General features: G+C 69.6%; 13 protein-coding genes. 7 read left to right on the forward strand and 6 right to left on the reverse strand.

Features of this window, described 5'->3' with window-relative positions; all coding sequences use genetic code 11:
• Positions 1–128: 128 nt before the first annotated feature.
• Complete coding sequence (hslU, locus tag ACQ4L4_RS18405) at positions 129–1478, forward strand: ATP-dependent protease ATPase subunit HslU (RefSeq protein ID WP_431100360.1); 1350 nt, start codon at positions 129–131, stop codon at positions 1476–1478.
• Positions 1479–1645: 167 nt separating this feature from the next.
• On the opposite strand, the gene ACQ4L4_RS18410 is transcribed toward hslU, so the two are convergent.
• Entirely contained in the window at positions 1646–2638 is a 993-nt protein-coding gene (locus ACQ4L4_RS18410; protein WP_431100361.1) for a LysR family transcriptional regulator, read from the reverse strand.
• A gap of 180 nt (positions 2639–2818) precedes the next feature.
• On the opposite strand from ACQ4L4_RS18410, the gene ACQ4L4_RS18415 reads away from it, so the two are divergent.
• The 4 genes from ACQ4L4_RS18415 (at position 2819) to ACQ4L4_RS18430 (ending at position 5161) form a co-directional block, all read left to right on the forward strand.
• The gene (locus ACQ4L4_RS18415; RefSeq protein ID WP_431100362.1) at positions 2819–3652 is read left to right on the forward strand and encodes an oxidoreductase; all 834 of its coding nucleotides are present in this window, start codon (positions 2819–2821) and stop codon (positions 3650–3652) included.
• Positions 3653–3791: 139 nt separating this feature from the next.
• Entirely contained in the window at positions 3792–4040 is a 249-nt protein-coding gene (locus tag ACQ4L4_RS18420; protein ID WP_431100363.1) for a hypothetical protein, read from the forward strand.
• A 102-nt stretch (positions 4041–4142) separates the two neighbouring features.
• Positions 4143–4562, forward strand: a complete 420-nt coding sequence (locus ACQ4L4_RS18425; protein WP_431100364.1) for a YybH family protein — start codon at positions 4143–4145, stop codon at positions 4560–4562.
• A 203-nt stretch (positions 4563–4765) separates the two neighbouring features.
• Complete coding sequence (locus ACQ4L4_RS18430) at positions 4766–5161, forward strand: tautomerase family protein (RefSeq protein ID WP_431100366.1); 396 nt, start codon at positions 4766–4768, stop codon at positions 5159–5161.
• Between the two features lie 3 nt (positions 5162–5164).
• Here the strand turns inward: ACQ4L4_RS18430 and ACQ4L4_RS18435 are convergent, their stop codons facing one another.
• Positions 5165–5488 (reverse strand): hypothetical protein, encoded by a 324-nt coding sequence (locus tag ACQ4L4_RS18435; RefSeq protein ID WP_431100368.1) that lies wholly within the window; start codon positions 5486–5488, stop codon positions 5165–5167.
• A 100-nt stretch (positions 5489–5588) separates the two neighbouring features.
• Entirely contained in the window at positions 5589–6371 is a 783-nt protein-coding gene (locus ACQ4L4_RS18440) for a type III pantothenate kinase (RefSeq protein ID WP_431100369.1), read from the reverse strand.
• Between the two features lie 179 nt (positions 6372–6550).
• Here ACQ4L4_RS18440 and ACQ4L4_RS18445 point away from each other — a divergent pair, with 179 nt between their 5' ends.
• On the forward strand, positions 6551–8422 hold the full coding sequence (locus ACQ4L4_RS18445) for a methyl-accepting chemotaxis protein (RefSeq protein WP_431100370.1): 1872 nt from the start codon (positions 6551–6553) through the stop codon (positions 8420–8422).
• 348 nt (positions 8423–8770) lie between these two features.
• The gene (locus tag ACQ4L4_RS18450; RefSeq protein ID WP_431100372.1) at positions 8771–9943 is read left to right on the forward strand and encodes a YbfB/YjiJ family MFS transporter; all 1173 of its coding nucleotides are present in this window, start codon (positions 8771–8773) and stop codon (positions 9941–9943) included.
• Here the strand turns inward: ACQ4L4_RS18450 and cobA are convergent.
• The 3 genes from cobA to nirD are packed head-to-tail and all read right to left on the reverse strand — an operon-like array spanning position 9911 to position 14164.
• Positions 9911–10828, reverse strand: a complete 918-nt coding sequence (gene cobA / locus ACQ4L4_RS18455) for a uroporphyrinogen-III C-methyltransferase (RefSeq protein ID WP_431100373.1) — start codon at positions 10826–10828, stop codon at positions 9911–9913. The two genes, ACQ4L4_RS18450 and cobA, sit on opposite strands and share 33 nt — an antisense overlap.
• A complete protein-coding gene (locus tag ACQ4L4_RS18460; RefSeq protein WP_431100374.1) occupies positions 10825–13770 on the reverse strand; it encodes a molybdopterin-dependent oxidoreductase in 2946 nt (981 codons plus the stop codon). The genes cobA and ACQ4L4_RS18460 overlap by 4 nt, the downstream gene beginning before the upstream one ends.
• A 13-nt stretch (positions 13771–13783) precedes the next feature.
• Positions 13784–14164, reverse strand: coding sequence for a nitrite reductase small subunit NirD (nirD, locus tag ACQ4L4_RS18465; RefSeq protein WP_377159815.1), 381 nt, complete (start codon positions 14162–14164; stop codon positions 13784–13786).
• Positions 14165–14168 lie beyond the last annotated feature (4 nt).

Here is a 14168-nt window from a genome sequence, read left to right on the forward strand (position 1 = left end):
CTGGGGGATCGATCGATGTACCCATCGAACGAGGGGCTCCAATTCATTCACGCGGCGCCGGGCCGCCCCAAGCAAGTGGCCATCCCCTCGGGGGATCGGTCGATGTACTCATCGAACGAGGGGCTCCAATGAGCAGCAGCATGACCCCGCAGGAAATCGTCTCCGAACTCGACCGGCACATCGTCGGCCAGGCCGATGCGAAGCGCGCCGTCGCGATCGCCTTGCGCAACCGCTGGCGTCGCCAGCAGGTGGACGAGAAGCTGCGCGGCGAGATCACGCCGAAGAACATCCTGATGATCGGCCCGACCGGCGTCGGCAAGACCGAGATCGCACGCCGCCTGGCAAAGCTGGCGGATGCGCCCTTCATCAAGGTCGAGGCGACGAAGTTCACCGAGGTCGGTTACGTCGGCAAGGACGTGGACAGCATCGTGCGGGATCTGGTCGACATCGCCGTCAAGCAGGAGCGCGAGCGCCAGATGCGCTTCCAGCGCGCGCGGGCCGAGGACGCGGCCGAAGAGCGCATCCTGGACGTGCTGGTGCCCCCGCCGCGGTCCTCGACCGGCTTCGCCCCGTCGGCGACGGAGGGCGGCGGCGCGGACAACACCGCGCGCCAGGTCATGCGCAAGCGCCTGCGCGAGGGCTCGATGGACGACAAGGAGATCGAGATCGCGCTGATCGAGGCCAAGCCCTCCATGGAGATCCTCGGGCCGCAGGGCATGGAGGAGATGGCCGAGCAGCTCAAGGGCCTGTTCTCGCAGATGGGTCAGGAGAAGAAGACCACGCGCAAGCTCAAGATCGCCGAGGCCCGCAAGCTGCTGGTCGAGGAAGAGGCCGGCAAGCTCGTCAACGAGGACGAGATCAAGACCGCCGCGCTGGCCATGGCGCAGGACAACGGCATCGTCTTCATCGACGAGATCGACAAGGTGGCGACCCGCAACGAGCACAGCGGCGGCGCCGACGTGTCGCGCCAGGGCGTGCAGCGCGATCTGCTGCCGCTGGTCGAAGGCACGACGGTGAACACCAAGTACGGGATGGTGAAGACCGACCACATCCTGTTCATCGCCTCGGGCGCCTTCCACCTGAGCAAGCCCAGCGACCTGATCCCCGAGCTGCAGGGCCGCTTCCCGATCCGGGTGGAGCTGAAGTCGCTGTCGGTGGGCGACTTCGAGGCGATCCTGTCGAGCACGCACGCGAGCCTGGTGAAGCAGTACCAGGCTTTGCTGGCGACGGAAGGCCTGACGCTGGAGCTCAGCGCCGACGGCATCCGCCGGTTGGCGCAGATCGCCTACGAGGTCAACGAGCGCACCGAGAACATCGGCGCTCGCCGCCTGGCGACGGTGCTGGAGCGGCTGCTCGACGACATCAGCTTCGACGCGCACAAGCACGCCGGCACGACGGTGACGATCGACGGCGCGCAGGTCGATGACAAGCTCGGCGCGCTGGCGCAGGACGAGGATCTGAGCCGGTTCATTCTCTGAGGACCAGGCCCGCGGCGCTCGGGCGCTCCGTCTCTCCAGCCGGAGCCTCTCCGATGCGCGGCAGGAGAAGTCGAGCCGCTGTTGTCCGAACTGTTCCGCGACGTGCTGCGGGCATGTTGGGAGCCGGCGTGATCGGCGACTTCGTCGCCGGCTCCTGAGCGCGCGCTTCAGCCCCGCTTCGCGAGCGCCTTGACAGCCGTTGTCCGACCTTTCGCCTTTCCCAGCGCCGACGTCGCCGTCACCCGCGCCTTCGCCGGCGCGCGTTGAGCCTCGACTTCCCGGATCACCTCGATGAACGCTCGCAGCGCCGCGGGCATCAAGCGACTGCTGGGGTAGTAGAGGTGATGGCCGGGGATCGGCGGCGTCCAGTCGTCGAGCACCGTCACCAGGCGGCCAGCGGCGATCTCCGCTTCGGCCTTCGTCGACCAGACGTACGCGAGGCCCATGCCCTTCGCCGCCGCCTCGACCATCAGCCCGATGTGATCGAGCGTCAGCGAGCCCGGCACGTCGACCTTCAGCGACTGCCGCTGGCGCTCGAACTCCCAGCGGTACATCTTTCCGCTCGGCAGGCGGAAGCGGAGGCAGCGGTGCTCGGCGAGCGCGTCCGGCGTGCGTGGCGTGCCGTGCTTCGCGAGATAGTCCGGCGAAGCGACCACGATGAATCGCACGTCGCCACCGAAGGGCACCGCCACCATGTCCTGCGGCAGCGCCTCGCCGAGCCGCACGCCCGCATCGAAGCCCTCGGCGACGATGTCGACCAGCTTGCCCTCGGTGACCAGGTCAAGTTGCACGTCCGGATGGCGTCCGACGAACGTCGGCACGATGTCCCGCATCAACTCGCCGGCCGCGATCTCGGAGACGTTGATCCTCAGCCGGCCCGACGTGCGCCCGCTCAGCGAGCCGAGGTCGCCCAGCGCGTTGTCCAGCTCCGCCAGGATCGGCCCGACGTCGCGCGCGAGCTGCTGGCCGGCATCGGTCGGCGCCACGCTGCGCGTCGTGCGATTGAAGAGGCGCACGCCGAGCCGCTCCTCCAAACCCCGCACCAGATGGCTCAGGCTGGACGGCGACATCCCCAGCTCATCCGCCGCCGCGCGGAAGGATTGATGGCGAACGATCGCCAGGAAGGCGGTCAGCTCCGCGAGGCTGGGACGCTCAGTCACGGGGACCGTCCGAATGCTTATTCATGAAGATTCGCCACTAGCTCGTTTCAATTCCTGAGCATAGACGCATCAATCGCCGGTTCCTAGAGTTCGTTCCATACCGCGCCACATGCCAGTCCGGCGCGTGACCGACGGTCCCTCGCATCCCTGCCCCACCCCTCTACCCACAAGGAGTTCCCCATGAAGACCTGGTTCATCACTGGCGCCTCGCGCGGCTTCGGCACCCTGTTCGTCAAGGAAGCGCTCGAGCGCGGCGACAACGTCGTCGCCACGGCGCGCAACGCCCGCGCCATCATCGACAAGTTCGGCGACCACCCTCACCTGCTCGCGGCGAACCTCGACGTCACCAACGAGGCGCAGGCCCGCGCCGCGGTCGAGCAGGCGGTCAAGCGCTTCGGCCGCATCGACGTGGTCGTCAACAACGCCGGCTTCGGCGTGCTCGGCGCGATCGAAGAGACCAGCGCCGCGGACGTCGAGGCGCTCTACCGCACCAACGTCTTCGGCCTGCTGGCGGTGACGCGGGCCGTGCTGCCGCAGTTGCGCCAGCAACGCGCGGGGCATGTGATCAACATCTCGTCGATCGGGGGCTACCGCAGCGCCGCGGGCTTCGGCGTCTATGCCTCGACCAAGTTCGCCGTCGAAGGCATCAGCGAGGCGCTCGCCGATGAAGTGAAGCCGCTGGGCATCCACGTGACGATCGTCGAGCCGGGCTACTTCCGCACCGACTTCCTCGACGGCGGCTCGCTGACGACGGCCCCGGCCACGATACCCGACTACGCCGACACGCCGGTCAGCGCGGTGCGCCGCATCGCGGCGGAACTGAACCATCAGCAGCCCGGCGATCCGGCGCGTCTGGCGAAGGCCCTGCTGCAGGTCGTCGACGCGGAACAGCCGCCGCTGCGCATGCCGTTCGGCTCGGACACCGTCGCGGCGATCGAGCAGAAGAACGCCTTCGTCGCGGGGGAACTCGCCCAGTGGCGTGAGCTGGCGGTGTCGACGGACTTCCCCACGTGATCGTGCAGTGATCGCGGCGCGCGGGACGCCTGCCGTGCCGCGTCCGCCGCCTTCACCCTGAGCTCACACAGGGCTCATGCTGAGTTCGAACCCCATGGCGAGACTGGGTCCTTCACCTCAGGAAAGGACTCGTCTCGCCATGAACCGCTTTCTCGCTTCCGTGCTCATCGGGCTGCTGGTGTGGAACGTCTCGACCGCTCTGCTCATCGACGTCTACGTCCCGTCGCCCTGCAACGCCATCGGCCGCTGCGACGGCGACATGGCCTTCACGCTGAAGGTCGTCGGCATCTGGCTCGGCATGTTCTGGGCGTCGTCGGCCTCGGTGCTGCTGTACAACGTCGTGGCGTGGAAACGCGACTGGGCGCGGCATCAGCAGCGCGTGCGGTGATGGCACCGGACCGGGCGGAACCTCTGCGACCGGCTCATGTCGAAAACCGCTGATCTCGCTCGTCGTTCGTCATCTACCTTCGATGAACTCCAGGAGCCCGCGATGACCGACGATCCCGTTCACACCTTCCTGCGCGACTACGCCGCGGCAGTCTTCGACCGCGACCTGCAGCGCTTCGTCGGCCTGTACGCCGAGGATGTCCAGGTCTTCGACAGCTGGGACCGCTGGGAGTTCGCTGGCCGCGAAGACTGGGCAGGCATGATCGCCGGCTGGTTCGAAGGCATCCGGGACGTGCGTGTGCGCGTCACGGCGAAGGACGTCAAGACCTGGCACGATGCCCACGTGGCCGGCGGCTCGGCCATGCTGGAGTTCGCCGCGCTCGACGCCGATGGCCGGGCGTTGCGGTCCACGGAGAACCGCCTCACCGTGCTCCTGCGCAACGACGGCGGCACGTGGCGTGTCGTCCATCAGCACACGTCCGTGCCGGTCGACTTCCAGAGCAAGCAGGTGGTGAGCCGCTGAAGCGTCGATGAAGGGCCGAGGACGTCGGGGGGCGTTCGACTTCACACCGACCTCACCGCGGGCTCATGCTGCCCTCGAAGGGCATGACGAGACTGGCCTCTCCTCAACGAGTGGACACCCATCCCGTCATGCCGCACTTCCACGTCACTCTCCGCATGGGTCGAGATAAGCTGCAGGGCCCGTCGCCCGCCACAGCCACGCCCATGCCGAGCACCCTCATCGAAGTCCGCCGCTTCTACTCGCAGGAGCAGGAAGTCCAGTTGATCGAAGCCGTGCAGGCCGCGCTGATCGAGGGCTTCCAGATTCCGGCGGACGACCGCTGCGTGCGCCTCGTCGCCTACGAGCCGCACCGGTTCATCCATCCGCCGCGTCTGTCGCGCCCCGAGTGCTACACCCTGGTCACGGTCACCGGTTTCGCCGGCAGGACGATCGAGGCGAAGCGTCGCCTCTATCGCAGCATCGTCGAGCGGCTGGGCGCGCTCGACATTCCCGCCGACCACATCACGATCACGCTCAACGAAGTGGAGCGCGAGAACTGGGGCCTGCGCGGCGGCGTGCCGGCGTCGGAGATCGACCTCGGGTTCAAGGTCGACGTGTGATGCTCACGAGGCCCGCGGTCGGTACCCGCGCACCTTCATGCACTCGTTGGTCAGCTCGATGCGCTTCTCGGCGATGACGATGCCGTCGCCGACGGCCTTGCCCATGGCCTGGCTGCCGCTCTCCTTGCCGGAGCTCGCCGTCGAGTAGCTCGCGGTCGCGGCCTTGGCCTCGTACTCGCATTCGGCCTTGTCCTTCTCGACCTGCGACATCGGCGCGTCGGACTTCTCCCAGTGGTGATGGGAGGTCGCGCAACCTCCGAGCCCGATCGACATCGCCGTGCCGACGACCGCGGCGATCAGCGGCAACATGGTCTTCATCTCGCTCATTCGATGCTCCCTGGCGTGAACGGTGACGGACGAAACCAGTGTCACATGCGAGGGTCGATCCGCACCGTCCCGCAGCGAGGGGACAGCCGGGGGCGCGAAGTCAGAGCGCCAGCCGATGCGCCTGCAGCGCCAGCAGCCCGTCGAAGATCAGCGAGTCGATCAGCTCGTGCGGGATGTCCAGCGCCGGCGAGACCTTCCAGCCCGCGCCGCCGGTCATCAGCGTGACCGGCGCCTGGCCGCAGCGTTTGAGGATGTGGCGATGCATGCGCTCGATCGCGCCGGTAATCGCGTAGTTGCCGCCGCTGGTGAGTGCGTCCGACGTGTTCGTCGGGAACTCGCGCACCTCGCCGGTCGGCACGCGCAGGCCGGCGGTGCCGCCTTCCAGCGACCGCAGCATGATCCCGTGTCCGGGCAGGATCAGTCCGCCGAGGAACCGGCCGTCCGCATCGAGCGCGTCCACCGTGACCGCCGTGCCCACCATCACCACCAGCGCCGGCTTCGGCGCCTGTCCGCGCCCGCGCGCCACCACATGGTGCCGCGCGCCGATCAGCGCGACGAAGCGGTCCGCGCCCAGGCGCCCCGGATGGTCGTACCCGTTGGTCACGCCGCCCGCCTGCGCCGACGAGGCGACCCAGCGCGGCTCGATGTCCCAGATCTCCTCCATCTGCTCCTCGACGCGATGCCGCATCGCGTCGCCGGCGACGTTGCTGCCGAGCATGCTGCCGGGCGCCGCGGGAAGCTTCGCCCAGTCCTCCTCGGCGAGCTTCTCGATGTTCTCCAGGAACTGCGCGCCGTGCGCCAGCATCGGACTGCCCGGTTGCGGGCCGGCATAAAGCGCCCACTTGAGGCGGGTGTTGCCGATGTCGATGGCCAGGAAGCTCATGGGCGTTGCGCGAATCCGTGCGGTTCTTGGGGAAATGTCGGTGCCGTGAGGGACAGGGCGGCAGGTTAGCAGTGTTTGTCCTCAAGCCGGTGCACCGGAGAGCCGATTTAGGATTGAATCGAGGCTCGTCGCCCCATCCCGGGGCAACGCCGTCGTCACAACAACAAGGCTCCGGACCGATGAAGTTCTCCATCGCCACGCGACTGTGGATCCCCGTCGCCGTCATGTCCGTCGTGACCGTCGTCATGACGTTGGGAGCGGCTTCCCGGACCCGCGCCCTGCTGGAAGTCGCCCAGGCGACACAGGAGAAGCAGCAGCAGCGCTTCGAGCTCGCGCTGCGCTGGCGCGGCCTCACCGAGGCGAACGCCAGCCGCGTGCAGGCCGGGCTGGCGGCCAACGACAACGCCGTCACCGACGCCATGAAGGCCGACATCGCCCGGACCACGGAGACGATCAGCGACATCCAGAAGCAGCTCGAGTCGCTCGCCGACGGCGATGACGACAAGGCCGCGATGGCGAAGATCGCCGAACAGCGCAAGGCCTACATCGCCGCGCGCAACGATGCCAACAAGCTGAAGTCCGGCGGCGACACGGACGGCGCGCATCAGGCGCTCAAGCAGAAGGTCGTGCCCGCGATCGAGCAGTACCTGGCCGCGCAGCAGGACTTCGTCGCGCTGCAGCAGAAGCGCTCCGCGTCGCTGCGCGAGGCCGCCGGCGCCGAACGCATGCGCACGCTGTGGGGCGTGGCGACGCTGATGGCGGTCATCGTCGGCCTGCTGGCGCTGGCGACGGCGTACTTCGTGCGGACGATCTCGGCGCCGTTGAAGTCGCTGATGTCCGAAGCCGAGCGCATCGGCGAGGGCGATCTGTTCCACGTCGAGCGCGACTACCGCGACGACGAGATCGGCGACGTGCAACGCGCGCTGGCCGCGATGAAGAGCTCGCTGCGCAAGGTCATCCGCGAGGTGCGCGCAAGCGCCGACGGCATGCAGACCGCCAGCCAGGAGATCGCCAGCGGCAACCAGGACCTGAGCCTGCGCACCGAGCAGACCGCGTCCAGCCTGCAGCAGGCGGCGTCGTCGCTGTCGCAGCTGACCGGCACCGTGCAGCAGAGCGCCGAGAGCGCGCGCACCGCCAACCAGCTGGCGGGCAGCGCCGCCGAGGTGGCGGAGCGCGGCGGCACGGCGGTGGGCGACGTGGTGGGCACGATGGCGCAGATCGACGCGTCGGCCAAGAAGATCAACGACATCATCGGCACCATCGACGGGATCGCGTTCCAGACCAACATCCTGGCGCTGAACGCGGCCGTCGAGGCGGCCCGCGCGGGCGAGCACGGCAAGGGCTTCGCGGTGGTCGCGTCCGAGGTGCGGGCGCTGGCGCAACGCAGCGCCGGCGCGGCGCGCGAGATCAAGGCGCTGATCGGCGACAGCGTGACCAAGGTGGAGGTCGGCTCGCAGCAGGTGCGCAACGCCGGCGCGACGATGAACGAGATCGTCGCCAGCGTGCAGCGCGTGTCGGACATCATCGGCGAGATCAGCGCGAGCACCGTGGAGCAGAGCCAGGGCATCGGCAGCGTCAACGGTTCGGTGGCGCAGCTGGACCAGATGACGCAGCAGAACGCCGCGCTGGTCGAGGAATCGGCGGCCGCCGCCGAGTCGCTCAGCGAGCAGGCGCGCAAGCTCACCGCGCTGGTGGGGCACTTCAAGGTCAGCGATCCCAAGCCGACGCAGGAGGAGGCCACGAGCGTCGTCGCGGCGCCCGCGCCGGTCGCGCGTGCCGCGGCACCGGTCGCCAGACCGGCGACTGCTCCCCGTCCGGCGGCGACACCCGTCGCGAAGAAGCCGCCGGCACCGCGGCCGTCGACTTCGACCAAGACGCCGGTCGTGAAGACCGCGGCCAAGGCGTCCGCGCCTGAGCCGGTGGCAAGGCCTGTCCCCAAGGCGCCCGCGCCGAAAGCGCCCGCCGCGTCGCATACACCAAAACCGGCGGCCCCAAAGCCATCGGGACCCAGCGCAACGGCTGCTCCCGACGGCGATTGGGAAACTTTTTGATCTGGCGCAACGACCTCTTGAATAGAGGTCGTTTTGCTTTGGGAATGGGTTTTTGGCGTCCGCGACAGGTTTAGGCTGACTGCCCTCCTCCAACTCTTGCGGACGTAGCATGCACTTCATCCCGCATCCCGACGATGCCCCTCTCCCGTCCCCGACCGCCACATCGCCACGATGGCTACTCTTAACCTCGGATTGCCCGACGAATTGGCGCGTTGGGCACAAGTCCCCTCAGGAGGTCTTCTATGTTGAGACCGAAGATCATGTACGCGTGATCGACGTGATTCATGAGCGTCGTGACATGACGCAATGCCTTAGTCGCGACTGACCTCCTTCATCGATTCGTGAGCGATGCGCAGCGCCAGTCCCCTCCATCCCTGGCAAGTCTCCACCGGCGGCATCGCCGGTCTGATCCTGAGCATCGGCCTGGCGCGCTTCGCCTACACGCCGGTGCTGCCGTTGATGCAGCAGCAGGCCGCGCTCGGCGACGCGATGGGCGGCACGCTCGCCGCCGTCAACTACGCCGGCTACATGAGCGGCGCCGTCCTCGCCGCGCTCATCGACGATCCGCGCTGGCGCTCGCGGCTGTACTTCTGGGGCATGCTGCTCGGCCTCGTCGCCACCGCGCTGATGCCGCTCGCGCCCAACCTGGCGCTGTGGGCGGTCTCCCGCTACCTCGGCGGCCTCAGCGGCGCCGCCGGCATGCTGCTCGGCTCCGGCCTCGTGCTGGGCTTCCTGATGCGCGCCGGCAGACGCCCCGAACTCGGCGTCCACTTCATGGGACTGGGCCTGGGCATCGTCGTCTCAGCGATCGGCGCCATGGCGATGGACCGGCTCGCGCTCGACTGGGCCGGCCACTGGTGGGGCTTCGTCGTCATCGGCGTGCCGCTGCTCGCGATCACCTGGTGGTGGCGTCCGCCCGTGCCGCCCCCCGCGACCGCGACGTTCGCAGCCGGCGCGCCCAGCGCCCGGTGGATGCGCTGGATGATCGCCGGCTACTTCTGCGCCGGTTGGGGCTTCGTCATCAGCGCCACGTTCACCGTGACCATCGTCGAGCGCCAGCCGCTGCTTCACGGTCAGGGCCCCTGGGCGTGGCTGCTGGTCGGACTCTCCGCCACGCCAGCCGTGTTCCTGTGGGACCGCGTCGCCCGCCGCTTCGGCGATCTCAACGCGCTGCTCGCCGCCTTCGCGCTGCAGATCGTCTCCGTCGTCCTGCCCATGCTGTCCGGCGGCCTCGCCGCCGCGCTCACCGGCGCGCTGCTCTACGGGGCGACCTTCATCGGACTGGTGAGCCTCACGCTCGCGCTCGTGGGACGGCGCTCGCCCGGCAATCCCGGCAAGGCGATGGCGCGTCTCACCCTGAGCTACGGCGTCGCGCAGGTCACCGCGCCTGCGCTCGCGGGCGCAATGGCGCAGGCCAGCGGCAGCTACAGCGCGTCGCTGTGGCTGACCGCAGCCGTGCTCACCGTCGGCATGCTGATCATGCTCAGACTACGCCGCCTGGAAGCGCGCGGCGACGCGTGAGTCATCGATGTCATCGGCCATTGCGGCCGTCGCGGCCGTTGCAGCCCTGACGGACACGGCGGCCGCTTCATCCGGGGCGGACGTCGAGCCCTCGAGGCCCAGGTCCGTTCGCCATTGCGGCGACAGCGCCACCACGTCGCCGATGACCAGCAGCGCCGGACTCGGCAGACCTTCGCGCTCGATCGCGGCAGGCAGGTCGGCGAGCGTCGTGAAGCACTCGCGCTGACGCGGCGTGTGCGCGGCGCTGACGATCACCGCCGGCGTGCCGGCGGCCAGTCCGCCGTCCTGCAGCGACTGAGCGATGACCGCGGCACGCGTCAGACCCATGTACACGACCAGCGTGAGCCGGCTGCGCGCCAGCGCCGCCCAGTCCGGCGCGACGCCGTGCTCGCCGTTGTGCCCGGTCACGAAGGCCACGCCCGGCGTGCAACGCCGGTCCGTGACCGGCACGCCGACCGACGCCGGCGCCGCCAGCCCGGCGGACAGGCCGTTGATCACCTCGACCTCGATCCCCGCCTCGCGCAACGCGTCGACTTCCTCCCCACCGCGTCCGAACACGAACGGGTCGCCGCCCTTCAAGCGAACGACGCGCGCGCCGGCCCTGGCCTCGCGGATCATCAGTTCGTGGATGAAGCGCTGCTCCGTCGACACGCAACCGCCGCGCTTGCCCACGCGCAACACGCGCGCGGAGGTCGGCAGACACGCCAGCACACGCTTGTCGACGAGATCGTCCGTCAGCACGACCTCCGCCTGCTGCAGCCGCTTGAGCGCCTTGACCGTGAGCAGTTCCGGGTCACCGGGTCCCGCGCCGACGAGGGAGACACACGGCGGGCGGGCGATCGGGGCACCGATCGGGCTGTCGATCGCGCTGTCGATCGGGTTCATGTCGGTTCCTTCACTTCGTTCGAGACAGGCATGACCAGGATCGGCGGCGACAGCGGCGTGGCAGTTCCCGCGTCCGACCTTGTCGTGACCGTCGCTGTCGTGGCCGTCGTTGCTGCCGTCGTTGCTGTGACTGCCGTCGTCGTGGTCATCGTTGTGGCCGATGCCGCGGTGTGCACGAGACGACGCAGCGCCGGCAGACAGGAGCCGCACTGCGTGCCGCAGCGCAACTCGCCCTGCAGCGCGGCGAGACGGGTTTCGGGCGAGCCCTCAGGCAGTCGCCGGAGGCAGGCGCCGATGGCGTCTTCCCGCACGTTGAAACAGTTGCAGATCTGCGGGCTGACGGGCATGGCGGGCGACGCCGCATCGGGCGCCAGCAGGCGGCGCCCGAACGGCGCCACCGGCGCACGCTCGCGCCAGAGCGTGTCGAGCCAGGCCGCTTCGCCGCCCTCCCCGACGCGCATCAGCGACTGCAGCTTCGCCTCGGTCCCTTCGCCGTCGAGCCGCAACGATCGACTGCGCCCACGGCGCCCATCGGCGTAGCGCAACACACCGACGCCGTTCAGTTGCAGCACCGCCGCCAGTGCCTGCACCAGCGGTGCCGGTGGCGGCTCCGCGAAGGCGAGTTCCAGGCTCCATCCCTCCAGCTCATCCAACCCTTCCTGCGCGTCCTGCGCGGGGCCTGGCAGGCAGCAGGCGTAATCCGCCTCCGCCATCAACGCGCGAAGCTGGCTGCGCAGCGCCGCGCCCTCGCCCGGGCCGACCCATGCGGCGCCGAAGACACGCCACGGCAGGTGGACGGCCTCGACGGCCACGGCGGTGAACTTGAGCTCCGGCTGCCGCGCATCCGGGCAGTACGCCGGCTGTGTCAGCGCATTGATGCCCGACAGGCCGCGCCCGCCGAGGAATTCGCTGCCCCAGTGCATGGGCAGCCACGCCTGTTGCGCGCCGACGCCCTCGTCCGCGCGCAGCGGCACGATCAGTTCGCCGCGCCGCGACCGCACGCGGACCAGCGAAGCGGCCGTCAAGCCGCGCCGGTCGATGTCCTGCGGGTGCATCGTCACCGCCGGGACCGGCTCGCCGGCGAAGAGCCTGGCGACGGTGCCGCTCCGACTCATGCCGTGCCACTGGTCACGCAGACGTCCGGTGCTCAGCGCCATCGGGAACCTGGCGTCCTGCACCTCCGCAGTCGGCGCGAAGGGCTTCGTGATGAAGCGCGCCCGGCCGTCGGGGTGAGCGAACTCGCCGTCCTCGTAGAGCCTCGTCGTCGCCGCGTTCGCGCCCGCGGGCCAGGGCCACTGGCGGGGTGCCTCTTCCAGCATCGGGTAGCTCAAACCGCCGATGTCCAGGTCCCGTCCGAGCGTCGCCTCGCGATGCTCCAGCCAGAGCTGCTCCTCCCGGTCCCAGGCGAAAAGCGAGGCCTGCCCCGGTCGCAGCGCCGCCTCCATGCGACGCGCCACGTCCCGCACGATGCGCCAGTCGGCGCGCGACCCGCCGGCCGCCGGCAGCGCCGCACGCACGCGGCTGATGCGGCGCTCACTGTTGGTGACCGTGCCTTCCTTCTCCGCCCAGGTCGCCGCCGGCAGCACCACGTCGGCGAACGCCGCCGTCGCCGTGCCCGCGAAAGCTTCCTGGAGGATCACCAGCTCGCAGCGTTCCAGCGCCGCGCGCACCAGCGCCTGGTCGGGCATCGACTGCGCCGGATTCGTGCACGCGATCCACAGCGCCTTGAGCTCGCCGCGCGCCGCCGCCTGGAACAGCTCGACCGCCGTCTTGCCCGCCCGCTCCGGCAAGGCGTCAACGCCCCACAGCGCCGCCACCTCCGCACGATGCGCGGCGTTGCCCGGGTCGCGATGACCCGGCAGCAGCGTCGCCATGCCGCCGCTTTCGCGGCCGCCCATCGCATTCGGCTGGCCCGTGAGCGAGAACGGCCCCGCGCCCGCCCGACCGATCTGGCCGGTCGCGAGATGCAGGTTGATCAGCGCCGTATTCTTCGCCGCGCCGCTGCTGCTCTGGTTCAGGCCCATGCAGTACAGCGACAGCGTCGACGGCGACCGGGCGAACCACTGCGCCGCCTGCAGGATGTCCGTTTCCTTCATCCCGGTCAGCCGCGCCGACTCGGCCGGCGTCATCGTGCGCACCAGCGCCTTCAACGCGTCGAAGCCGCTCGTGTGCCGCTCGATGAACGCGGCGTCGATCCAGCCCTCCCAGATCGCCGCGTGCAGCATCCCGTGGAACAGCGCGATGTCGCTGCCGGGCTTCAGCGCCAGATGCAGGTCGGCGAACTCGGCGGTCTCGGTGCGGCGCGGGTCGACGACGATGATCTTCATCGCCGGCCGCGCGGCGCGCGCCGCCTCGATGCGGCGGAAAAGGATCGGATGCGCCCACGCCGTGTTGGCGCCGGCGATGAACAGGCAGTCCGTCCGCTCCAGGTCGTCGTAGCAGGTGGGCGGCGCGTCCGCGCCCAGCGACTGCTTGTAGCCCACGACCGCCGAGCTCATGCACAGCCGCGAGTTGCTGTCGATGTTGTTGGTGCCGATTAGCCCGCGCGCCAGCTTGTTGAACGCGTGGTAGTCCTCGGTCAGCAACTGGCCCGAGATGTAGAGGCCGATCGCGTCCGGGCCGTGCTCCGCCCGGATCGCCAGCAATCGATCGGCAAGACGCTGCGTCGTCGTGTCCCAGGCCATCGGCTGGAGCGGCGCGTCGCGCGTCGCCCGCCATGCCGGCTGCAGCAGGCGCTGCTGCGCGCGCACCATCGGCGTCGCGGTCATGTGCAAGGTCGAGCCCTTGGTGCAGAGCCGACCGAAGTTGGCCGGATGCGCCGGATCGCCGCGCACGCCGACGATCCGGGCGTCCGCGCCGTCCCCCGTCGCGTCGATCAGCACGCCGCAGCCCACGCCGCAGTACGGGCAGGTCGAGCGCGTGGTGCGGACGTCCGGGCTCATCGCCACCGGCCTCTCAGCAGGCCACCCGGGTGCAGGGGCCGGCCTTCACAGGCGGCAGATCGATGCCGACCGTGTCCAGTTCGTCGCGGTCCAGCAGCACGACGCCGTCCTCGACCTTCACCTGGAAGACCGGCGTGCGGCCTTCATCCGGCTCGCGGGCGCAGCCGTTCTCCAGCGCGATGGTCCAGTTGTGCAGCGGACACGCGACCGCATTGCCGAAGACGATGCCCTGGCTGAGCGGCCCCGCCTTGTGGGGGCAGCGATCGAGCAGCGCATGCACGCGGTCGTCGGCGGTGCGGAACAGCGCGACCTGCGGGCCCTTTTCACGGGCGACGCGTCGCGAGCCCAGCACGGGGATGTCGGCCACGGTGCAGACGGAGATCCAGTTCGTCATGGGG

This window comes from Roseateles noduli (genome assembly GCF_050626985.1).
In the GTDB taxonomy this organism is placed as follows: Bacteria; Pseudomonadota; Gammaproteobacteria; order Burkholderiales; family Burkholderiaceae_C; genus Roseateles; species Roseateles noduli_A.

Coding starts and splice junctions, on each gene's coding strand:
- hslU (WP_431100360.1), top strand. CDS start 129: ATGAGCAGCAGCATGACCCCGCAGGAAATCGTCTCCGAACTCGACCGG.
- ACQ4L4_RS18415 (WP_431100362.1), top strand. CDS start 2,819: ATGAAGACCTGGTTCATCACTGGCGCCTCGCGCGGCTTCGGCACCCTG.
- ACQ4L4_RS18420 (WP_431100363.1), top strand. CDS start 3,792: ATGAACCGCTTTCTCGCTTCCGTGCTCATCGGGCTGCTGGTGTGGAAC.
- ACQ4L4_RS18425 (WP_431100364.1), top strand. CDS start 4,143: ATGACCGACGATCCCGTTCACACCTTCCTGCGCGACTACGCCGCGGCA.
- ACQ4L4_RS18430 (WP_431100366.1), top strand. CDS start 4,766: ATGCCGAGCACCCTCATCGAAGTCCGCCGCTTCTACTCGCAGGAGCAG.
- ACQ4L4_RS18435 (WP_431100368.1), bottom strand. CDS start 5,488: ATGAGCGAGATGAAGACCATGTTGCCGCTGATCGCCGCGGTCGTCGGC.
- ACQ4L4_RS18440 (WP_431100369.1), bottom strand. CDS start 6,371: ATGAGCTTCCTGGCCATCGACATCGGCAACACCCGCCTCAAGTGGGCG.
- ACQ4L4_RS18445 (WP_431100370.1), top strand. CDS start 6,551: ATGAAGTTCTCCATCGCCACGCGACTGTGGATCCCCGTCGCCGTCATG.
- ACQ4L4_RS18450 (WP_431100372.1), top strand. CDS start 8,771: ATGCGCAGCGCCAGTCCCCTCCATCCCTGGCAAGTCTCCACCGGCGGC.
- cobA (WP_431100373.1), bottom strand. CDS start 10,828: ATGAACCCGATCGACAGCGCGATCGACAGCCCGATCGGTGCCCCGATC.
- ACQ4L4_RS18460 (WP_431100374.1), bottom strand. CDS start 13,770: ATGAGCCCGGACGTCCGCACCACGCGCTCGACCTGCCCGTACTGCGGC.
- nirD (WP_377159815.1), bottom strand. CDS start 14,164: ATGACGAACTGGATCTCCGTCTGCACCGTGGCCGACATCCCCGTGCTG.